We start from the raw sequence: 20,479 nt of genomic DNA, 5'->3' as shown, positions 1-20,479 counted from the left end.
TCGCCGCGGCAAATTGGGCGCCAAGGTCTTGACGGCACAAAGCGTGCTGTCGCCGGCGCGATGTTGTTGACGCCATGAGCGCAACTGCGGCTGCTCGGCGCTTGGCTAGTCCGGTGCGGGTTGCCGTGGCGATCGATCTGGGTGCGGTCCTTGACGGGGCATGGTGGCCACGTACAGCCTCGATATCCCAGGAGCTGCCCGAGTTGGTCGACGCCCTGTCCTCGCGCCTGGGCAAGATCATCGAGATCGGCGTCAACTGGTCTTCGCTGGACGGCTCACCGGATCTCGACGCGCTGAACCCGCTCAGAAGTGGTGAACCCGCTCGGCCCGCCGGGCGCCAGCGGCTGATGATGATCACGGGTAGCCGGGCCTCGGCAAACCTGCTGGTCGTACCGTGCCGAACCTCGGTCGCCCTGGCGAAGATGATCCTGCGCAGTGCCGCGCGGCTGCCCATCATGCCCATCGAACGCGAAACCCAGGAATTCCGGACCAGCGACGACGTGGTGCGGGCCGCGCGTGCACAGAGCGCCTTGGGTGGGCAACATCCGCCCGATTGCGAACCTGACCCCGCTGCTCCAGCGATTCCCGATTGATCAATCCGCCCGAACCCCGGGGCGTCGGCGAGCTTACGTGCGGGTACCACAAACTCCGGTCCGCCCAATGCGAGCGACCGTATCGGCAACGCGTCACCTTTGGCGCGCAGTGAGAAAAGGATGGGTGTTATGGCCATGCGGGACAGGTGTGATGCACCACAGGTTCATCCATCCGAGATTCGGATCGGTGACACCATCGGCACCATGGACGACGAACATCTTCCATTCCTGGTCAAGCTGATCAGCGAACCGCAGCGAAGTCCGCAGCGCTGGACATTTTTCGGCAGCGACGAGCGGGGTCTGCAGCACGTGAGCACCTGTGGCGAGGACCAATTGGTTCACCGATACGGCAAGGCGTCGTGACGGCGCCGTTATCACCCGATTGCCAGTGCCCCTACCTCGACCGGGATTGAGTCACTAGACTCCGGAGTTCATGGCCATTCGTCGCGCTGTGCTCGCCATCTCCGACATCGGCGGATACACCAATTACATGAATTGGAACCGGATGCACCTGGCCCACGCGCAGTGGGCGGTCGCCGAACTGCTCGAGGCGGTCATCGACGCCGGCAAAGGCCTCAAGCTGGCCAAGCTGGAGGGGGACGCGGCATTCTTCTGGGCCCCCGGCGGAGACGCGAAAGTCGTTGTTTGTGAACGTATCGCGGCCATGCGGCAAGCTTTTATGGAACGACGGGAACGGATCAAGAAGGACATCTCCTGCGACTGCAAGAGCTGCGCACAGATCGATGATCTGTCGCTGAAGTTCGTCGCGCACGAGGGCGAGGTTGCCGAGCAAAAGGTCAAGCGCCGACTTGAATTGGCCGGGGTCGACGTCATCCTGGTGCACCGGATGCTGAAAAACTCGGTGCCGGTGTCGGAGTACGTGCTGATGACAGAGTCCGTTGCGGAATGCCTTGATGAGTCGATACGCGGGCTCTCGATGCCGCTGACCCACGATTTCGAAGGCATTGGTCAAACGCCGACGTACTACATCGATCTGGCCACCGCCGAGGTGCGTCCCGTGGTGCCCGAACGCGGTTTCGTGAGCCGGTTTTCGGAGATGTTCAAGTTCGAGCTGAAGTCGCTGCCATTCATCCTGGGCGCCAAGCAGGCGTGCGCGGGCTTCCGCAACCTCGATCGCGGCCGAGCCGAGGGACTGCCGGCGGCCTGACGTGGCGCCGCCGTCGTAAGCCCACCCTAGCCTGGCTAGGATCACGGGGTGTCGATTGCGCTGCTTCGTGAGATGTTCGAGAAGATGGTCGTTGCCAAGAACGCCGAGTTGATCGGGCATTACTACGACCCTGACTTCGTGATGTATTCCGACGGGCTGCGCCAGGAATTCGCCGAGTTCAGCGAGGGGCACCGCAAGATCTATGCGAGCGCCATCAGCTACGCGATCGAATACGACGAGGACGCGTGGGTGCAAGCCCCCGACCGGGTCGCCGGACGCGTGTGGATCACCACATCGCGGCCCGGGGAAAAGCCGACGCGAATCGAAGTCATACTCATCGCCGCATACCGAGACGGCCGCATCCACCGAATCTGGGAGACAACATGGCCGAGTTGGCGCAATGTGGCCGCGCTCGAAGACTACTGATCGGCCCCGTCCGGTAGCACCGCGACGGCCTGATGCGCGCGCCAGCGACCACCGATCGGGCGGTGGTGGATGAGGCCTGAACCTGCGGCGGTCGCCCGGGACTTCATTGCGGCGTTCTCGGCGGCGGACTTTGGCGCGATGCGACATCTGCTCGCCGCCGACCTGATTGCGCACATCACCAACGCCGATGGCGGTGCGGACGTCGTCAACGGACGCGAAGACTACCTGCGCCGCATCGAGGCAATGGATCTGGATGCGGCGCAGTTCCGGGTCGAGTTGACCCAGCCGCCCCAGCCCGTCGATACCGATCGTGTCCTGGTCATGGTCGAGGTCCGTGCCCGTAAAGGCGACAGTGACCAGCTCCAAGACCTGCACAACTACGCGGCCCACTTATTGCGGGTCGTGCGCGGACAGATCGCAGAACTCCACATGGTTGACGCGAAACCCGCTGAAAGCGCCAGGTTTTGGGCCTAGCGCGGCGTCGTCACTGCAGCTGGCGCATCAACTCGGCGGCCGCGGATCGGCCGCTGATCAGCGCTCCGTGCACGGTGGCGGGATTGTCGACCCCCACGGCCTCACCGGCCAGGTAGAGCCGATCGCTGATCGGTTCCTACAGCTGGCGGCGATCGTCGAGGCCGGATCCCGGTGCGTGAAAGGAATACGAGCCGAGGGCAAGGGGATCGGTGCTCCAACCCGACGATCGGACCTCGGCGGGGGCGATGTCTTTGCCGAACAGCTGCCGGGCGACCGGTAGCGCGCCAGACATCAACTCACTGGGGGAGCAGGACTCCACGTGCCGGCCACGACGGCCGGCGTTGAAGGCCAGCACAATTGGGCCCGCGGCGGCCGGCAGGGTAAGCCACTGTGACCACATGCTGCCCGGGGGGCCGAGGAACTGGTAGAAGGCGTTGTCGGCATCCCAGGTGCGTCTGTCGAACCGGAAGTAGCTCTTGGACAGGACTCCAAATCCCAACGCGACTATGGCGCGACGGTGGTCATCGGGCAGGGGAGGATCAAAGGTGATGGCGCCGGCTTTCAGGACGCCCAGTGGGGCGGTGACTATTGCCGCGGGCCCCTGGAAGGTTCGGCCCGCCGCCCGCACCAACACCGAGTCATCCTTGTGCACAATGGAATCGACCTTCGTGCCGAAGACGATCGGCAGCCTGTCGGCGAGGCGCCGCGGCAATGCGTCGTAGCCGCTGGTGATAACGACCTGCGGCCCGCTCGAATACGTGCCCTGGTCGTAAGTCGTCGCGGAGAGCTGATCCGCGTCCGCGGCGTACTCGTCTTCGATCACGGTGTTGACGTAGTAGGCCAACTCGGCGCGCTCCCGGTCGGACAGGTCGTCACGGGGGGCCTGAGCGTCCAGCGCCGCGGCCAGACTCCCGTCGTCGACATCGCGGCGAGCTTGGGCCACCAGCCGTCGCCAGGTGTCGTCGTCGTAGCTGATCGGCTCGAGGCGCGGGTCAACCGCCAGCTTGGCCGGGGTGTCATAGTCGGTTGGCGCAAGCCGTGCCTCGACTTGGCCGGCCAGCTCGACGAGCGGATTGTCGGTCGTGCCGTGGATCCAGGAGGCGCCCATTTCCAGCGGCACGCCCCAGTCCCGGACGGTATTGACCCGGCCGCCGACCCGATCGCGGGCCTCGATCAGCCGCACCGGCCATCCGGCATCGGCAAGTGCACGCGCGGCGCCCAGCCCGGCCATCCCGGCGCCGATGACCAGAATCGACCGCGTATCCGTCTTATCCGCCGGCGTTGCGGGGGCGCTCGGCCGGGCTGCGTGATCCGACGCGCATCCGGCGCCCAACTCGGCAGCGGCGCCGCAGCTCAGGCCCGCTGTCGCCGCCAAGAATTTCCTGCGGGGTACCCGGGACACGTCGTCAGCGTCTCATATTTCACCCGATCGCGGCTGGTCCGCGGCCCGGGGGTCGTTATCGGACCGTGTTCGGGGATTGTGATCGGCGGCACATTGCGCTCATGTAAACTTTCGCCCATCCAGAAGGCGGCAACGGGGCCGCGTTGAAGGGGGAGCGGCGATGAGTGCTCGGAAGGCCACCGACGGCAAGGCGCATACCAAGGCGCCCGCTGCATTGCCGGACGTTCTACCCCCGAGCCGCAGCCTTACCGTCCGCGCGGCGGACGGCACCGCACTGCACACCCAGGTCTTCGGGCCGGCCGATGGCTACCCGATCGTGTTGACGCATGGTTTCGTCTGCTCCATCCGGGCCTGGGCCTACCAGATCGCCGACCTGGCGACCGACTACCGGGTGATTGCATTCGATCATCGTGGTCACGGGCGCAGCGGCATCCCGCGGCGCGGCGGCTACACCCTCGAACACCTTGCCTCCGACCTGGATTCGGTATTGGATGCGACGTTGGCCCCGCACGAGCGGGCGCTGATCGCCGGACATTCGATGGGCGGCATCGCTATCTCCGCTTGGTCCGAGCGCTACCGGCACAAGGTGCATCGGCGTGCCGACGCCGTCGCATTGATCAACACCGCCACCGGCGACTTGCTGCGCAAGATCAGAATGCTGTCGGTGCCGCGGGAATTGTCGGCGGCTCGAGACTTTGCCGGCCGGGGTCTGATCAACGCGTTCGGCGGGTTTCCGCTCCCGAGCGCAGTCCGGATTCCCACCCAGTACTTGATCGCGATGATGGCGGTCGGGGCCGACGCCCATCCAACCGCGGCACGCCTGCTCTACGAACTGTTCGCGCAGACGTCGGCGGCGGGCCGTGGCGGCTGCGCGCGGATGCTGGTCGGCGAGGTCGGATCGCGCCACATCAGTCTGGACGGTTTGACGGTACCGACGCTGGTGATCGGCAGTGAGCGTGATCGGCTCACGCCGATCAGCCAGACCCGCAAGATCGCAAGCACTGCGCCCAACGTCTTCGATTTGGTCGAATTGCCGGGCGGGCATTGCTCGATGCTGGAACAGCACCACGAGGTGAACCGGCACTTGCGGACACTCGTCGATTCGGTCGGCGGCCGCTCCCGGGCCCGCATCAGCTCATAGCAGGGCGGCGACCTCCGCGGCAGCGCGTTGGCCCGACCTGACCGCCCCGTCGAAGTAGCCGGTCCATTCGTCCGCGGTCTCGGTACCGGCCCAGTGAATCGGCCCGACCGGTTTTCGCAATAACTGGCCGTATCTGGTCCACGACCCTGGCGGTACCGCGGCGGTGGGTCCGCCTGGCGCGAATTGTTCTGTGCCCCAGCAGTAATCGGCGTAGTCGAGGGGCTCGAGCTCGTCATCTCCGAACAGCGAGGCGAAACAGCGCAGCGTCCGGTCGCGACGCTGGTCGGCAGATAGCGAGTCGAATTCACGGGCGTCGACGAAGCCCATCAGAATGCCGGGACCGTCGTCGTGCGGACTGGCGTCGAAGATGATGAAAACGGGGCCCATGTCTGACAACGACTGCCCGGTGAAGCCGTTGATGCGCCAAAATGGCGTCGAATACGCCGCGTAGGCCTTGCTCAACCGGCCCTGCGGCCAGTTGTCGGCGAGTTCCTGGTACCCGGTGGGCAGCGGGGGGTTGAACTCGATGGCGGCGCGATGCGCGGGCGGAATCGCGACAATGACAAAGCCCGCCTCGGCCTGGCCTTGATCGGAGGTGACGGTCACACCGGCACCGTGTCGGTCGATGCGACGAACGGGTGCGTCCAGCACGACATGGGTGCCCAGTTCGGCCGCGGCCAGTTCGGCGATCTGCTGGGTGCCGCCGGGGATGAGCTCCTGCTGGGCCCCGTTTTCCACATCGAGCAACCGGTCCAGCCCGCCGGCGGCCCGCACGTAGCGGGCCGCGTGCAGCATGGACACGTCGTCGGGCTCGCACCCCCAGGTCACCCGGGTCATGATCGCCATCAGGTCGTGTGAGGACGCAGAAGCGCGAACCGATCTCAGCCATTGCCGCAGCGAGACACCGTCGAGGTCGGCGGCCCGGTTCGCAGCCCAGGGAGCCGATATCGGGATGCTGCGGGCAAGCCTCTCGAATTGCCAGCGTAGCCGCGCGATGTCGAGCAGCCCCGTCAGCGAAAGTCTGGGAATGGTGCCGCTGTAGGGGCGGACCCCGCCGCGCCAGCGGATCACGTTCTTGCCGTCGTGGAAGGTCGGAACGGTGGGAACACCCAACTCGGCGGCCAGCGCCAGGACTGCGTCCTGGGTGGGGCCAACGAACGAGCCGCCCATATCCGCCGGCAATCCGGCGATGGAGCCGGTGAAAGAGCGGCCGCCAACGCGATCGCGACCTTCTAGTACCAGCACATCATGACCTTGACGCGCCAGGTCGCGGGCTGCGGCCAGACCGGCAAAGCCGGCGCCCACTATCACCACGTCGACAATCCACGATGGGTTTGTCACGCCCTCCAGTGAACAGCATCTCAGCCCATCCGTACGCTAAATTTCGACTGCCCGAAATTCCGGCGGGCGGCGGCGCTGCCCACATTGTCGACAGGCAGGTGCGTTGAGGGTCTTCACCGCGTTGTACGGGTTAGCCGACGCCGCCGAGCGGGCGCGGGAGCTGCGGGACGCCGGTGCGAGTGGGGTAGCCACCTTTGAGGGCCCACACGACGTATTCGCTCCACTGACCCTCGCCGCCACGGTAGGCGGCCTGGATCTGATGACCAACGTGGCGATCGCTTTTCCACGCAATCCGATACACCTGGCCCATCAGGCCTATGGCCACCAGCTGCTCAGCGGCGGCCGATTCATCCTGGGCCTTGGCACCCAGGTGCGCGCCCAGATCGAGGATCGGTTCGGCGCCGCGTTCGACCACCCGGTGGCCCGGATGACCGAGCTGATCGCTGCCTTGCGGGCAATCTTTGCTGCCTGGAATTGCGGTGACCGGTTGAACTTTCGCGGACAGTTCTACCGGCACACGCTGATGACACCGACTTTCAACCCCGGCCCAATTCCCTTCGGCCCGTCCCCGATATACGTCGGTGCGCTCGGGCCCAGGCTGACCCGGGCCGTCGCCCAGCATGCCGACGGTCTGCTGGTAATGCCGTTTGGCTCCAAGCGTTTTCTGCATGCCAACACGATGCCGGCGGTACACGAGGGGCTGCGTGCCGGCGGGCGTCAGGCCGGCGAATTCACGATAATTCCGGAGATCATTGTGTCGGCCGGCGACACCGAGGCCGACCGGGAACAAGCCGCCGCGGGCACCCGACGGCTGCTGGCCTTCTACGGGTCTACCCCCGCCTACCGGCCGGTGCTGGCGGCGCACGGCTGGGAAGGCTTGCAGCCCGAACTCAATGCCCTGTCCAAGCAGGGGCGCTGGCAGGAAATGGGCGCGCTGATCGACGACACCATGATGCACACCTTGGCGGCCTGCGGCACACCCGCCGACGTTGCGGCGCACATCCGCGATCGGGTGGATGGGATCTCTGACACCGTGTGCCTGTATCAGGCCGCACCCATTGGGCTTCGCACGCTCGCTGCGATCATCGACGAGCTGCGCTGAACCAATTGGGTTGTCTGTCAAGCGCTTCGGGGCCCTGATGGATTCGGGGCGGGTGCATCGGCTAGGGCAGGCCGTCGCTTCCGTCTTGGCCGAGCAGCAGCCCACCGGAGCCGCCGGCACCGCGAGTGCCGGTGCCGGCGCCCACACCGCCGTTGCCGCCGTTGCCGCCGGTGCCGATCAGCACGGCGTTACCGCCCATGCCACCGGCCCCGCCGCTATCGCCGACACCCAACGATTCTGCGCCGGAACCGCCGGCCCCGCCGGTACCCAGCAGTATTCCGCCGGTGCCGCCGGCCCCGCCGGAGCCGCCGGTTCCGGCGATACCGAGCCCGCCGGCCCCGCCGGCTCCACCGCAACCGAGCAAGCCGGCATTGCCGCCGGCCCCACCGGAACCGCCGCCGTTGGCGACACCGAATCCGCCGAAGCCACCGGCCCCGGCGCTGGAGAACAACAACCCGGCATTGCCGCCGGCCCCACCGGTGTTGCTGCCGAACCCGCCGTCGGCGACGGCGCCCGCTCCGCCCGTTCCGCCGGAACCACCCGGGCCGCTGAGCAGCCCGGAATTGCCGCCGGCCCCGCCGGCGCCACCAGCACCGGTAAGGCCGTAACCACCGGCCCCACCGTCACCGCCGCCGGCTCCGACCAGCCCACCCAGCAGCCCGCCGGCTCCGCCAACACCACCGGCCGCGCCGTTCAACGCGCCGAAGCCGCCAGTCCCGCCGATCCCTCCGCCGCCCCACAGCCCGCCGGCGCCGCCGGCCCCGCCGACGCCGCCATCCGCGGTCGATGAGTATCCGCCGGCCCCGCCGGCCCCACCGGCGCCGCCGTTGAAGCCGAACAAGCCGGGCCCGCCGGCCCCGCCGGCCCCGGCGTTACCCGACAACCATCCGCCGGCTCCGCCGACTCCGCCGGCACCTCCGTCGCCGAACGCCGAGCTCCCGCCGGCTCCGCCGGCGCCTCCCGAGCCCAAGAGTCCCGCCGCCCCGCCAACCCCGCCGACCCCGCCGGTCGGGTTGGCGACGGTGCCCGGTGTCCCCGAGCCGCCGATCCCGCCGTCACCGAGCAACCAGCCGCCATCGCCACCGTTGGCTCCGGTCCCCGGGGCCCCGTTGGCGCCGTTGCCGATCAGCGGGCGTCCCGTGGCCGCCAGCAACGGCGCGTTGATGAGGGTCAACAGCTGCTGCAGCGGGCCGGTGTTGGCCGCTTCCGCGGCGGAATAGCCGCTGGCGCTGGCGCTCAGGGCCGCCACGAACTGGTCGGAAAAGACCCCCACCTGGGTACTGAGTTGCTGGTAGGCCAGGCCATGGCCGGAAAACTGCGCCGCGATCGCCGCCGACACCTCGTCTTGGGCCGCGGCCACGACCGTTGTTATCTGGGTAGCGGCGGCCGCATTGGCCGCATTGAGGGTCGTATTCAGGCCTGCCAGATCGTTTGCTGCGGCCTGCACCATGCCGGGCACCACGTCAACAAGCGTCATGTCACACCTCCGCTGGGTCGTTACACCCGGGCTGCGGCTCGGATTTCCATCGATACGCTCGGCAAACTGGAGCCTACTGCGGATGCGGTGTGAAATACCAGGTTCTTGGCGCTCTGATCGCGTACGCCGGGCGTCGAGCAACGCGCGGTGCGGTCAGGGTGCAACCGTGAGCCAGTCGGAGAATCCCGACGGGTCGTGGCGTCCCAGCGCCCCGTGCTCGTAGAGGCCCCAGCCTTCCACCGGATCCGTGTCGCCGTCACGGCATACCGCGCGGCCCACGTGGTCGATGACGCCGAAGCCGGACCGCGCGATGATCGCCGGATCGGTCATGCCGTAGGTCAGCCGCTCGACGAACTTCTCGCCCTTCCACATGCCGTGCAGCCAGTCCGAATCGCCGCCGTAGCCACCGCCGACATGAATCGGAACCGCCAGCTTGGATTCCACATCGAAGTGCACCGGCGTGCCATCGGGTCTGGTGGCGTCGATGGTTGCCCCGGTCGGGATGCGGGTGCCCGAGCGGTAGTGAATCTTGACCCGCGGCCAGCCCAGCTGTTCGACGCGGCCATCACGCCAGATCCGGGTGCAGTCATTGAGCGAGCGGAATCCGCTGGGCTCCTCTTGAATGATCAGCACGATCGCGAAGTCGTCGAACGCCATGGGGACATACAGCCACCGCATGCCCTCAAACGGCGGGTCCGCGGGTCGCCCAGCCGGCTCGGGCTCGCCGACCGGCCGGATGCCCCACGATCGGTCCCGACTACCGATCCAGGTCGCCGGGTCGACGTCGATCTGCTGCCCGTCGACCTGGATTTGGCCGCTCCAGGTGCCGAGCTGGGCGAAGCGCTGCGCATCCAGGGTCACCCGGTTGCCGGACCGCAGCAGATGCGGCTGCTCCGCAACGACGTCGAACAACCCCTCCCAGGTGAGATCGGCTGACACGCCTTCGGTTTCGTTCAGCACCAGGCGCAGCTTGCGCAGCGGCTCTATCACGTCGATCCGGTAGCCGTTGACATGCTGGTGCAGCCGGTCCTGATCGATCGCGTCCGAAAGGTGCACCGCGGTTTGGGTATCCCCGCGCCTGATCAGCAGGAACGCGTCCTTGACGCCGAGGTTGGGGTAGTAGCCGATACCGCTGATCACAAAGATGTTTCCGGTGCGGTCATGGGCGTTGAAGTAGGAGCGGTCGTAGAAATTGCGGTCGGAGGAGCCGGGCCAGGCGATCGGTTGGCGAAGTTGATGTACCGGGTACTCGTCGAGGGGGCCAAGTGGTTGCGGCATCAGCGCTCATCTCCGATCAGACGTTTCATCAATCCAGCGTGGTAGAAAAGTGATTCGACATCGTCGGGCTTTTCCACCTCACCGAAATGCACCCGACGCGCCCCGGTGCGCATGAAGACGCAGGCCCACATGACTCCGGAATAGACGTAAAACCAGTGCAGGTCACCAAGTTGGGTACCGGTGAGTCGCTGGTAGGTGCGGCGTACGTCGTCCTCGCGCATCACCGTGGGCAGCCCGGGCAACGTCGCCAATCCGGCAAGTTCTTCAAAAACCATGTGCGCAAATATCATCCACACGACATCGAGTTCGCGGGGTCCCAACGTGACCATCTCCCAGTCCAGTACCGCCACGGGCCGAAAGTCGCGGTACAAGACGTTGCCCACCCGGGCGTCGCCCCAAAGCAGCACGGGTTCGCGTGCGGCCACCTCGCTGGGCCAGTGCTCTTGCAGCCACTGGAAGGTCCGCTCTATCAGCGCGGAGTTGCCGATGCCAGGTACCGCGAAGTCGTACCACGAGCGCACCCAGTCGAAATGCCTGCGCAGCGCGGTGTCACCGGACGGCCCGTCGGACAGGAAGCCAAATGTGTCTTGCGGCTTCGGTATTGAATGCAGCATGGCCAACAGTCCGACGGTGGCGTCCTGTAGTTCACGCTGCCGCTCGGCCGGCGCATCGGCGAACCAGTTGTTGCCGAACGTGTAGGGCATCACGTCGGGCGGTACCACGCCCTCGACGTAGTCCATCAGAAAAAACGGCGTCCCCAGCACTTCTCCGGTGGGTTCCATCCAGCGCACTCGGGGCACCGGGACGTCGCTGAGTTCACCCACCAGCTTGATGACTTCGAATTGGTGGTCGAGTCGGTAGCTGGGGAACACGGGCACATCTCCGGCGGCCGGCGCCACCCGGGCCACCAGCTTCTGCTGCACCGGCCGGTGATTCTCGTGCCAACGTGCGGTCAGGATGATCGTTTCCGAAGACATCCCCGTCGAGTCGACACCGCTTTCCACGGTCACCTCGGGTGCCGCGTTGCCGGGCAGCACGCCCGCCAGCCACCGTGCCATCACTGCCGGCAAAGTCGTCATGTCGCGGCTGGAGCGCTGTAGGTGGGCTACATCTTCGACCGGCGTTTCGTTGGCCACAGCTGCTTCCTTCAAGAGGCAATTACGATACGGTAGGTAGCGTTATGAAAGCAGACCCCTCTTCCCTTGACAAGGCCCCCGGCGCCGGGCGGCCGCGGGATCCCCGCATCGACTTTGCCATTTTGAGCGCGACCATGGAACTGCTTGTGCAAATCGGCTATTCCAACCTCAGCCTGGCTGCTGTCGCGGAGCGGGCGGGCACCACCAAGTCTGCGTTGTACCGGCGGTGGTCGAGCAAGGCCGAGCTGGTCCATGAGGCCGCGTTTCCGGTGACGCCCAGCGCGCTGTCGGCTCCGGCCGGCGACTTCGCCGGAGATATCAGGATGATGGTCGCGGCGACGCGCGATGTCTTCACCACCCCGGTGGTTCGAGCCGCATTGCCGGGGCTGGTCGCCGACATGACCGCGGACGCCGACCTCAACGCCCGGGTGCTGTCGCGTTTCACCGAGTTGTTCGCTACGGTGCGTATCCGGCTGCAGGAGGCCGTCGACCGTGGCGAGGCGCATCCCGACGTGGATCCGAACCGGATGATCGAATTGATCGGGGGAGCCACGATGCTGCGGGTACTGCTGTATCCGGACCAGATGCTCGACGAGGCATGGGTGGATCAGACCACCGCGATACTCGTGCATGGTGTGACCCGGTGACGGGTGCGCTCGCCGGGCGGGCGGCCATCGTCACCGGCGCCAGCCGTGGGCTGGGGCGCGCCATTGCGCTTGCCTTGGCCGCCGAAGGGGCCGCCGTTGTCGTGGCCGGGCGTACCGAGCAGGTGTGGGACAGCCGCTTGCCCGGAACCATCGGTGACACCGTCGCCCAGATCGAGGCGGCAGGGGGACGTGCGGTGGAGGTGCGCGCCGATCTGACCGACCGCGACGACGTCGCGGCGCTGGTGACGGCGGCCCGGGACAGCCTGGGCCCCATCACAATTCTGGTGAACAACGCCGCGTTCACCGCCCCCGGACGGCCACCGGTGCCCGGTGCGGCACCGCGCGCCAAATCCAGCAGAGCCGCGGTCGGCAAGCCGGGCTGGCCCGGATTCGTCAGCGTCCCGTTGGCGGCGTACCGCCGGCACTTCGAGACTTCGGTTTTTGCCGCATACGAGTTGATGCAACTGAGCTGCCCCGACATGATCGCGGCGGGGGCCGGCTCGATCATCAACATCACTTCGGTGGCATCCCGGCTACCCGGCGACGGGCCCTATTCTGACCGCAGCGGCGGCGTCCTGCCCGGATACGGCGGCTCCAAAGCCGCGCTCGAACACCTGACCCAATGTGCGGCTTTCGATCTCGCCGACCACCACATAGCGGTGAACGCGCTGGCGCCTTCGAAGCCGATTCCGACCCCGGGGCTGTCCTATTACGCACGCGAATTCGATGACACCGCTTCGGCGGAGGAATTCGCGCGGGCGGCCGTGGTGCTGGCGTCGGTGGACGCCGACCTGGTTACCGGGCGCACCATCGGCCATCACGAAGTCCTCGACGGTAGCTTTCGGGCGTTCGGGCGCGACTAGCGCCCAGGGCGCCGAGGCGGCCAGCGATAGTGTGCGTGTTCCTGGCGGCGCGGACTCCTGACGTGCAACTATGAACAAATACCATGCCGCAGATGGCGGCAGGCAGGTGTGTGCCGATGCCCGGAATTGACAAGCCGACGGGACGCGTTGTTGCGCTGATCGTGTTGCTGATTCTGGTTGCCGCTGCCCTGCGCGGCTATCTCCCGGACGACGATGGCACCTCTCACACCGAACCGGCTACCAGCCGTCCGGCGCTGGTATTCGTCATAGCGGTCTTGAGCGGCAGTGTCGCTTTGATGGCATTCGCCATCATTGCGCGGCTGCGGGATCCGCGCGCAGTGGCGCCCAGCGCGGGGGACCTCGCCCAAATGCTTGGCGGCGGACACCGACGAACCAGTTGGCGGGTGTTGCTGATCGGACTCGCGGTGATTGCCGCCTATCTGCTGTTCACGCTGCTGCTGTCGCGCCTGTTTACCCCGGACGAAGTCGCGCCGTCGGCGCCCGCTTCCGATCCCGGCGTGCCGGCGCCGACCGGCGACGGTGCGCCCAGGCCGCAACAACCACAACAGCCTTCCGACGACAACATCAATACCCTCGAAATTCTGCTCGCAGCAACAGCGCCGTTGCTCCTGACCATCCTGGCTGCGGTGGCGGTTCTGTGGCGGCGCCGATGGCGTGCCGAGACCTCCAATACCCACACCGACGTTGCCGGCGAATCCCCGGAGCCGCCGCAACGTTCGCAACTGCTGGTGCGGGCGGCCAAAGTCGGACTGGCCGAGATGGCCGACCTCGAGCGCGATCCACGCGAGGCGATCATCGCCTGCTATGCGGCCATGGAACGCGAACTGGCCAATGTCCCCGCGGCCGCGCCGCGCGACTTCGACACCCCAACCGAGGTGTTGGCGCGCGCAGTGCAACATCATGCGCTGCAGGCCGATAACGCCGTACAGCTGGTGAACCTGTTCGCTGAAGCGCGGTTCAGCACGCATGTCATGAACGAGGGCCACCGCGAGTTGGCGGTGCGCGTTCTGCGGCTAGTGCTCGACGAACTCGCGGCGCCCGTGGGTGCCTCGACCGGCCGAGGCGATGAAATGTGAAAAGGCTTATTGTGCTGGGCGTTTTGCTCATTGTCGCGGTGGAGCTGCTGACGCTGGCCGTGCGTGACCACCGACTGGTCCTGGCGGCCTCGGGGGTGGCCGTCGCCCTGGTGCTGCTCAACATTCGTCGAGTGGTGGGGCACGCAATGGCGCCGCCGGCGGAGACGGACCCCGATGACGTGGGCGACGGACTGCGTCGCTGGCTGTCGGGTACCGAGACCACGATCCGTAGGTCGGAATCCACCCGGGCGGACTGGGACCGGCATCTGCGTCCGATGCTCGCGCGACGATACGAAATCGCGACCGGGCAGCGGCAAGCCAAAGATCCGGCGGCATTTCACGCCACCGGGCGCATGCTGTTCGGGGAGGACCTGTGGGAGTGGGTCAATCCGAACAATGTCGCGCGCACCGGGGATCGCCAGGCCGGTCCCGGTCGTGCGACCCTCGAAGCGATACTGCAGCGGTTGGAGCAGGTGTGACAGGCCCTTGGCATCGGGAGTTGAAGCGGGAGCGGATGTGAGCCGAACATGACCATGCCGGCCGCGCTGACGACCGCTGCCTGCGAGGCGGTGATCGATGAGATCGAACGCGTCGTGGTCGGCAAACGCGCGGCACTGACCCTGATACTCACCGCGGTACTGGCTCGGGGCCACGTTCTCATCGAAGACCTCCCCGGCCTGGGTAAGACGTTGATCGCGCGCTCGTTTGCCGCCGCGTTGGGGCTGGAGTTCAAACGGGTGCAGTTCACTCCCGATCTGCTGCCGGCAGACCTGCTCGGCTCCACCATCTACGACATGCAATCGGGTCGCTTCGAGTTTCGGGCGGGGCCGATCTTCACCAACCTGCTGATGGCCGACGAGATCAATCGCACGCCGCCCAAGACCCAGGCGGCGCTGCTGGAGGCGATGGCCGAAGGACAGGTCAGTATCGACGGCCAAACGCACAAGTTGCCCATGCCGTTCATCGTGTTGGCCACGGACAACCCGATCGAGTACGAGGGCACCTATCCACTGCCGGAGGCGCAGCTGGACCGGTTCGCCATCCGGCTCGAACTGCGCTACCTCTCCGAACAGGATGAGACGGCGATGCTGCGGCGCCGGCTCGAACGCGGGTCAGCCGAGGCGACGGTGAACCAGGTGGTGGACCTGCACGACCTGTTGGCCATGCGGGAATCGGTCGAGCAGGTGACCGTTCACGACGATGTCTTGCAGTACGTGGTGTCGTTGGCCACCGCGACCCGCAACCATCCGCAGGTCGCCGTCGGTGCCAGCCCTCGGGCCGAACTCGACCTGGTCCAGCTCTCCCGCGCCCGGGCGCTGCTACTCGGGCGCGACTACGTGATCCCCGAAGACGTCAAAGCGCTGGCTACCGCGTCAATCGCGCACCGGATCACCTTGCGTCCGGAAACGTGGGTGCGCAAGATCCAGGGAGCCGATGTCATCGCAGAACTGTTGCGGCGCTTGCCCGTTCCGCGCACCAATGCGGGAAGCCGATGAGCGACGGCGCGATGTGATCCAAACTCGTGATGTCGAGTTGCGCTGGCGTGCTTCGCCACTGACGCTGGCCGTCGCCACGTGCGCCGGAGTGGCCCTGGCCGCCGCCCTCATTGCCGGCCGGTGGCAACTGATCGCGTTCGCGGCGCCACTGCTCGGCGTGCTGTGCTCGATCTACTGGCAGCGGCCGGTCCCGACCGTTCATGTGCACGCCGAGCCCGATCTGCAGCGTTGCTTTGAAGACGAGCGGGTGGGCGTGAAGGTTTGGGCAACAGTGGATTCGGCGGCCGGGGAGGGAAGCGAGGCGGTCCTGGTCACCGTCCGGGCGCCGGCCGGCATGCAGCTCGACATCGACGCGTCGAGTTCACGCCAGGTAAAAAGCGTTGAGGTGGTGACACGGCGGTGGGGCCGCTATCCCATCGAGGCGCGCGTCGATGTCGTCGCGCGCGGCGGGCTGTTGATAGGCGATGGGACGGTCGAGGCCGCCCAGGTGGTCGTCTTTCCGCTCACACCGCCGCAGCCGACGGCCATTCCGCAGACCGAGCTGCTCGACCGGTTGGGTGCCCACCTCACCCGGTACATCGGCCCAGGCGTCGAATACGCCGACATTCGCCCCTATGTTCCGGGGGGACCAGCTGCGGGCGGTGAACTGGGCGGTCAGCGCGCGGCGCGGACGTTTGCATGTGACGCAGCGGTTGACCGACCGAGCCGCCGACGTCATCGTGCTGATCGACACTTACCGGCAGCCGCCGGGCCCGGCCAGCGAAGCCACCGAGCGAGTAGCGCGCGGGGCGGCTCAGGTGGTTCAGACCGCCCTGCGCAATGGTGATCGGGCCGGGATCATCGCGCTGGGCGGCAATCGCCCGCGGTGGATGGGAGCCGACATCGGCCAACGTCAGTTCTATCGGGTGCTCGACACCGTGCTCGGTAGCGGCGACCGGTTCGAGAAGACGACCGGGACACTCGCTCCGCGTGCCGCCGTTCCGACCGGGGCCATTGTCATCGCGTTCTCCACGTTGCTGGACACCGAATTCGCGCTGGCGCTGATCGACTTGCGTAAGCGGGGCCATGTCGTGGTTGCCGTGGACGTACTCGACGGCGCTCCTTTCGAGGGGGAGCAGGACCCGCTCGTGGTCCGGATGTGGGCGCTGCAGCGTGCCGGGATGTATCGGGACATGGCAACGGTGGGCGTCGACGTACTCGACTGGCCGGGAAACCGTGCACTCGAGCAGTCGATGGGGGCGTTGCCCGATCGCCGCCGTCGGATCCGCGGACGGCTGCGGGGGAGCGTCTGACATGGGATCGGTGGCCGGAACCGGCAGTCGAGTCCTGTCCCCGGTATTCGGGCTGCTCATGGTGGGCGCCGCCGGTGCCGGAGCTCAGGGGCCGGTATCGCCGCCGTCGGATCCGCGGACGGCGTGCGGGGGAGCGTCTGACATGGGATCGGTGGCCGGAACCGGCAGTCGAGTCCTGTCCCCGGTATTCGGGCTGCTCATGGTGGGCGCCGCCGGTGCCGGAGCTCAGGGGCCGGTAATCGTCGCTCTGGCCGGAGCCGTCATTGCCTTGGTAGCGGGAATCTTGGTGCGTACGGCGGCAACGGTTGCGGTATTGCTGACGGTGCTGGCGCTGGTGTTGTCGGCGCCGCCGCAATTGCTTGCCGCACTGTGTGGCCTTTGCGCCGTGGCCTACCTGGTGAGCCGGCACGCGGCCGGGGCTCCCGCCGGCGTCGCGATGGCTACCTGGCCGACTATCGTTGCCGCCCTTGGATTTGCGTTCGCAGGCCTGGCGGCCACCGCATTTCCGCTGCAGGTGCCGTGGTTGCCATTGGCGGCGCCGTTGGCGGTGCTGGCAATCTATGTATTGGCCACCCGTCCGTTTCTGCACTGAACGTTTTTGCGGCGCCGGCGAGGATTGCGGGCCGGCGCGGACTGGCGTATTTCCGGCACGTAAAAGAAATTTCGCGAAACCCCGGATATCGGACTCCGATTTTCCTAGAGTCCTGTTCTACAGGCCGGGTCCAGGGGCCGACCGTCTGAGCAGGGCCAGATGTGGACGTGTCCGGGTGCGGGGCCGCGGTCTGTAGCGACTTCGAGAAAGGGATGGGCTGATGAGCTTTGCAGTGTTGCCTCCGGAGATCAATTCATTGCGAATCTTCGCTGGCGCGGGGTCCGCGCCGATGTTGGAGGCAGCGGTGGCCTGGGATGGGCTGTCGGCAGAGTTGGGGATGGCGGCGGAGTCGTTTGCATCGGTGACCTCAGGATTGACGGGTCAGGCGTGGCAGGGCGCGGCGGCCAAGGCGATGGCGGCGGTCGCGGCGCCCTACTCCAGTTGGTTGAGTGCGGCGGCCCGGGCGGCGGGGGCGGCCGGGCAGGCCAAGATGGTGGCGTCTGCGTTTGAGGCGGCACGGTCGGCGATGGTGCATCCGCTGGCGGTGGCGGCCAATCGCAACGTGTTTGTGCAGTTGGTGATGTCGAATCTGTTCGGTCAGAACGCGCCGGCGATCGCGGCGACCGAAGGCACGTATGAGGAGATGTGGGCCGCGGACGTGGCCGCGATGGTCGGGTATCACGGTGGCGCCTCGGCTGCCGCGTCGGGGCTGCCGTCGTGGCAGCAGGCGTTGTCGGGGTTGCCCGGCATAGGTCAAGCGGCGGCGGCGCCCGCGGCAGCGTTGTTCAACTTGCCTACCGTCAACACTGGCCTGGGCAACTCGGGCCAGTGGAATCTCGGCGGCGGAAACAACGGCTCGTTCAACCTGGGCAGCGGAAACTTCGGAAATCTGAACCTGGGCGGCGGCAACATCGGCAACCTCAACCTCGGTGGTGGGAACTTTGGTTTCGCCAACCTGGGCAATGGCAACATCGGCAATACCAACTTCGGTAGCGGCAACAACGGCAACCTCAACTTCGGCGGCGGAAACTTGGGGAACGGAAACTTCGGTCTCGGCAACTTCGGGAGCGGAAACTTCGGCAACGCCAACGGCATGGACCCCGTGTCGTTCAGCACCGGGAACAACATCGGTGACGCAAACCTCGGTGCCTTCAACCTCGGCAGCGCCAACATCGGTTTGTCCAACATCGGGTTGGCGAATATCGGAAATAACAACTTCGGATTCGGCAACGTGGGTAACAACAACATCGGTTTCGGTCTCAGCGGAGATAACCAGGTCGGCATCGGTTCCAGGGAACGCCGGAGCTCTGGCATCGGTTCGTTGAACGCGGGCACCGGGAATTTCGGTTTCGGCAACTCCGGTGACAACAACATCGGATTCTTCAACTCCGGCAGCGGCAACGTCGGGGTGTTCAACTCCGGGGACGGCAACACCGGTTTTGGCAACTCCGGCGGCGTGAACTCCGGCTTCTGGAATTCAGGCGGGCTCAACACCGGTTTCGGTAACGCGGGCGCCAACAACCTCGGTTTCAACAACGCGGGCTCCAGCAATGTGGGTGATAGCAATGCCGGTGGTTCCAACATGGGCTCCGGTAACGCCGGCTACAGCAACACCGGTTTCTTCAATTCCGGGGGCTCAGCCACGTTCATCGGTGGGAACACGGGATTCTTCAACTCGGGTGACCTCAACACTGGCGGCGGCAACGCCGGCAGCGTCAACACCGGCTTCCTCAACTCGGGTGATTTCAACACCACCGTGGGCAGCGCCGACACCCCAGCCGGTGCCACCCAGTCAGGCTTCGGGAACACCGGCGACAACGTGTCCGGCTTCAATAACACCAACGATGCGATGTTCGGCGGCGGCGTATCCGGCTTCCAGAACATGAACACGGGCTTCTTCAGCGTCGGTTCGGGCTTCGGGAACACGGGTGAGTATCAGGTCGGCTTCAACAATGCCGGGACCGGATTCAACACCGGAGTCGGGAATACCGGCTCGTTCAACACGGGCTTCAATGTGACGGGTTCGGGTAGTTCGGGCTTCGGGCACTCCGGCGACGGCAGCTCCGGCCTTGCCAACTCGGGTGATAGCTCATCAGGAGCGTTCAACGAAACCGACAACACGGCGGGCTTCTTCGGGCAGTCCTAGGGGCTCCCGTATCGGAAGATCCGTCCGGCGGCTCCGCGCCAGCCATTGGTCACGCCTGGTGGCGCCCAGCAATCTGCGCTGCCTAGTCGGTTGCTCATGAGGCGCGTGGCCGTGCACACGGTCGAAGCGGGCGCTGTTCACGTTGCCCACCGTCAACGCCGGCTCGGGCAAACACTGGCGAATGGAACCTCGGCGGCGAAAACATTGGCCCTTGAATTTTATTGGTTAACTGAACACCGGCGGCAGAAATATGGGTTTCGGTAATCCGGGTAACAGCAATATTGCATTTTCCACTCCGGAGATCCAAATGTGGGCTTCTTCAAACCGGGAGATGGCGACCCGGTTTAAGCAACGGTGGCGCGGAGAATGCGGGCTATGAGAATTCCGGCGATAACAACGCGGGTTCTAGAAGCGTGGGCAACCGCAATGCCGGGGATTTCCACTCAGCTAGCGTGGGTCTCGGGAAGCCCGCACTGGTGAAGCTGCAGTGCCCATGAGTGCCCATGCCCATGCCCATGCCCATGCCCATGCCCATGTCGCTTGGTGCCGCGGTGAGGGTGGCGGGGCGGTTTGGTAGGAGCCGGTGCATCGACGGCCGCCGCCACAACGTCGGGCCGGCCATGCGGGGCGGGATATTTCGGGGGCCGTGCCAATGCGCGCGATAAATTGAAATAGCATTCTGGAATTGTGTGCACGATCGGCAGCCGGATTCGAGCAATTTCTCGTGCAATTGCCCAGAAACCGACGGAATTTGACAGAATCGCTGGCAAAGCGGCAAGTTTTGCCTACAGTCTATTGCTACTGGTCG

The 20,479-nt window shown here is 66.2% G+C and carries 18 protein-coding genes and 2 pseudogenes; 15 read left to right on the top strand and 5 right to left on the bottom strand.

Translation table 11 applies throughout. The features are described from left to right. Nucleotides 1-74 precede the first annotated feature (74 nt). The 5 genes from MMSP_RS21370 to MMSP_RS21350 all read left to right on the top strand — a co-directional run bounded on the left by MMSP_RS21370 (nucleotide 75) and on the right by MMSP_RS21350 (nucleotide 2,661). Nucleotides 75-593, top strand: coding sequence for a DUF5994 family protein (locus MMSP_RS21370; RefSeq protein ID WP_235065808.1), 519 nt, complete (start codon nucleotides 75-77; stop codon nucleotides 591-593). A 129-nt stretch (nucleotides 594-722) separates the two neighbouring features. Then, nucleotides 723-956 carry a hypothetical protein gene (locus MMSP_RS21365; RefSeq protein WP_020788307.1) on the top strand — a complete coding sequence of 78 codons (234 nt, stop codon included), beginning with the start codon at nucleotides 723-725 and terminating at the stop codon, nucleotides 954-956. Between the two features lie 70 nt (nucleotides 957-1,026). After that, complete coding sequence (locus MMSP_RS21360) at nucleotides 1,027-1,761, top strand: DUF2652 domain-containing protein (protein WP_020788306.1); 735 nt, start codon at nucleotides 1,027-1,029, stop codon at nucleotides 1,759-1,761. A gap of 48 nt (nucleotides 1,762-1,809) precedes the next feature. Continuing rightward, a complete protein-coding gene (locus MMSP_RS21355; RefSeq protein ID WP_012393251.1) occupies nucleotides 1,810-2,187 on the top strand; it encodes a nuclear transport factor 2 family protein in 378 nt (125 codons plus the stop codon). Nucleotides 2,188-2,256: 69 nt separating this feature from the next. Beyond that, nucleotides 2,257-2,661, top strand: coding sequence for a nuclear transport factor 2 family protein (locus MMSP_RS21350; protein ID WP_011740450.1), 405 nt, complete (start codon nucleotides 2,257-2,259; stop codon nucleotides 2,659-2,661). Between the two features lie 10 nt (nucleotides 2,662-2,671). On the opposite strand, the pseudogene MMSP_RS21345 reads toward MMSP_RS21350, so the two are convergent. Further along, nucleotides 2,672-3,892: pseudogene (locus tag MMSP_RS21345) on the bottom strand (flavin monoamine oxidase family protein). 331 nt (nucleotides 3,893-4,223) lie between these two features. Between MMSP_RS21345 and MMSP_RS21340 the strand changes: the two are divergent. Further along, a complete protein-coding gene (locus MMSP_RS21340) occupies nucleotides 4,224-5,204 on the top strand; it encodes an alpha/beta fold hydrolase (RefSeq protein ID WP_012393253.1) in 981 nt (326 codons plus the stop codon). On the opposite strand, the gene MMSP_RS21335 is transcribed toward MMSP_RS21340, so the two are convergent. Continuing rightward, nucleotides 5,199-6,545, bottom strand: coding sequence for a flavin monoamine oxidase family protein (locus MMSP_RS21335; RefSeq protein WP_020788304.1), 1,347 nt, complete (start codon nucleotides 6,543-6,545; stop codon nucleotides 5,199-5,201). The two genes, MMSP_RS21340 and MMSP_RS21335, sit on opposite strands and share 6 nt — an antisense overlap. A 103-nt stretch (nucleotides 6,546-6,648) precedes the next feature. Here MMSP_RS21335 and MMSP_RS21330 point away from each other — a divergent pair, with 103 nt between their 5' ends. After that, nucleotides 6,649-7,647: a TIGR03617 family F420-dependent LLM class oxidoreductase gene (locus MMSP_RS21330; RefSeq protein ID WP_020788303.1), complete on the top strand. Its 999-nt coding sequence runs from the start codon at nucleotides 6,649-6,651 to the stop codon at nucleotides 7,645-7,647. 61 nt (nucleotides 7,648-7,708) lie between these two features. Here MMSP_RS21330 and MMSP_RS21325 read toward each other — a convergent pair whose 3' ends face one another. The 3 genes from MMSP_RS21325 to MMSP_RS21315 all read right to left on the bottom strand — a co-directional run bounded on the left by MMSP_RS21325 (nucleotide 7,709) and on the right by MMSP_RS21315 (nucleotide 11,481). After that, on the bottom strand, nucleotides 7,709-9,124 hold the full coding sequence (locus tag MMSP_RS21325; RefSeq protein WP_020788302.1) for a PE family protein: 1,416 nt from the start codon (nucleotides 9,122-9,124) through the stop codon (nucleotides 7,709-7,711). 153 nt (nucleotides 9,125-9,277) lie between these two features. Further along, nucleotides 9,278-10,402, bottom strand: a complete 1,125-nt coding sequence (locus MMSP_RS21320; protein WP_020788301.1) for a hypothetical protein — start codon at nucleotides 10,400-10,402, stop codon at nucleotides 9,278-9,280. Beyond that, the gene (locus MMSP_RS21315) at nucleotides 10,402-11,481 is read right to left on the bottom strand and encodes a phosphotransferase family protein (protein WP_223161842.1); all 1,080 of its coding nucleotides are present in this window, start codon (nucleotides 11,479-11,481) and stop codon (nucleotides 10,402-10,404) included. The genes MMSP_RS21320 and MMSP_RS21315 overlap by 1 nt, the downstream gene beginning before the upstream one ends. A 101-nt stretch (nucleotides 11,482-11,582) precedes the next feature. Here MMSP_RS21315 and MMSP_RS21310 point away from each other — a divergent pair, with 101 nt between their 5' ends. From MMSP_RS21310 to MMSP_RS21275, 8 genes and pseudogenes are all read left to right on the top strand, one after another. After that, nucleotides 11,583-12,185, top strand: a complete 603-nt coding sequence (locus MMSP_RS21310; RefSeq protein WP_012393258.1) for a TetR/AcrR family transcriptional regulator — start codon at nucleotides 11,583-11,585, stop codon at nucleotides 12,183-12,185. Next, complete coding sequence (locus MMSP_RS21305) at nucleotides 12,182-13,048, top strand: SDR family NAD(P)-dependent oxidoreductase (RefSeq protein WP_020788298.1); 867 nt, start codon at nucleotides 12,182-12,184, stop codon at nucleotides 13,046-13,048. The genes MMSP_RS21310 and MMSP_RS21305 overlap by 4 nt, the downstream gene beginning before the upstream one ends. 116 nt (nucleotides 13,049-13,164) lie before the next feature. Then, entirely contained in the window at nucleotides 13,165-14,145 is a 981-nt protein-coding gene (locus MMSP_RS21300) for a DUF4129 domain-containing protein (RefSeq protein WP_036426838.1), read from the top strand. Next, the gene (locus MMSP_RS21295; protein WP_015354925.1) at nucleotides 14,142-14,624 is read left to right on the top strand and encodes a hypothetical protein; all 483 of its coding nucleotides are present in this window, start codon (nucleotides 14,142-14,144) and stop codon (nucleotides 14,622-14,624) included. The genes MMSP_RS21300 and MMSP_RS21295 overlap by 4 nt, the downstream gene beginning before the upstream one ends. Nucleotides 14,625-14,672: 48 nt before the next feature. After that, entirely contained in the window at nucleotides 14,673-15,641 is a 969-nt protein-coding gene (locus tag MMSP_RS21290; protein WP_020788296.1) for a MoxR family ATPase, read from the top strand. A 13-nt stretch (nucleotides 15,642-15,654) separates the two neighbouring features. Next, nucleotides 15,655-16,933, top strand: a pseudogene (locus MMSP_RS21285) (DUF58 domain-containing protein). Nucleotides 16,934-17,075: 142 nt separating this feature from the next. Further along, a complete protein-coding gene (locus tag MMSP_RS21280) occupies nucleotides 17,076-17,525 on the top strand; it encodes a hypothetical protein (protein WP_020788293.1) in 450 nt (149 codons plus the stop codon). Nucleotides 17,526-17,745: 220 nt separating this feature from the next. Then, on the top strand, nucleotides 17,746-19,671 hold the full coding sequence (locus MMSP_RS21275; protein WP_036426836.1) for a PPE family protein: 1,926 nt from the start codon (nucleotides 17,746-17,748) through the stop codon (nucleotides 19,669-19,671). The last annotated feature ends 808 nt before the right edge of the window (nucleotides 19,672-20,479 follow it).

The organism is Mycobacterium sp. 012931, from assembly GCF_000419295.1.
In the GTDB taxonomy this organism is placed as follows: domain Bacteria; phylum Actinomycetota; class Actinomycetes; order Mycobacteriales; family Mycobacteriaceae; genus Mycobacterium; species Mycobacterium marinum.
The sequence above is the reverse complement of the archived record's forward strand: the minus strand, read 5'-3'. Positions and strand labels throughout refer to the sequence as shown.

Bases quoted from the DNA above. Each gene is read 5' to 3' on its own strand.
- MMSP_RS21370 (WP_235065808.1), top strand. From the start codon at position 75: ATGAGCGCAACTGCGGCTGCTCGGCGCTTGGCTAGTCCGGTGCGGGTT.
- MMSP_RS21365 (WP_020788307.1), top strand. From the start codon at position 723: ATGGCCATGCGGGACAGGTGTGATGCACCACAGGTTCATCCATCCGAG.
- MMSP_RS21360 (WP_020788306.1), top strand. From the start codon at position 1,027: ATGGCCATTCGTCGCGCTGTGCTCGCCATCTCCGACATCGGCGGATAC.
- MMSP_RS21350 (WP_011740450.1), top strand. From the start codon at position 2,257: ATGAGGCCTGAACCTGCGGCGGTCGCCCGGGACTTCATTGCGGCGTTC.
- MMSP_RS21340 (WP_012393253.1), top strand. From the start codon at position 4,224: ATGAGTGCTCGGAAGGCCACCGACGGCAAGGCGCATACCAAGGCGCCC.
- MMSP_RS21325 (WP_020788302.1), bottom strand. From the start codon at position 9,124: ATGACGCTTGTTGACGTGGTGCCCGGCATGGTGCAGGCCGCAGCAAAC.
- MMSP_RS21320 (WP_020788301.1), bottom strand. From the start codon at position 10,402: ATGCCGCAACCACTTGGCCCCCTCGACGAGTACCCGGTACATCAACTT.
- MMSP_RS21315 (WP_223161842.1), bottom strand. From the start codon at position 11,481: ATGACGACTTTGCCGGCAGTGATGGCACGGTGGCTGGCGGGCGTGCTG.
- MMSP_RS21310 (WP_012393258.1), top strand. From the start codon at position 11,583: ATGAAAGCAGACCCCTCTTCCCTTGACAAGGCCCCCGGCGCCGGGCGG.
- MMSP_RS21300 (WP_036426838.1), top strand. From the start codon at position 13,165: ATGCCCGGAATTGACAAGCCGACGGGACGCGTTGTTGCGCTGATCGTG.
- MMSP_RS21290 (WP_020788296.1), top strand. From the start codon at position 14,673: ATGACCATGCCGGCCGCGCTGACGACCGCTGCCTGCGAGGCGGTGATC.
- MMSP_RS21280 (WP_020788293.1), top strand. From the start codon at position 17,076: ATGGGATCGGTGGCCGGAACCGGCAGTCGAGTCCTGTCCCCGGTATTC.
- MMSP_RS21275 (WP_036426836.1), top strand. From the start codon at position 17,746: ATGAGCTTTGCAGTGTTGCCTCCGGAGATCAATTCATTGCGAATCTTC.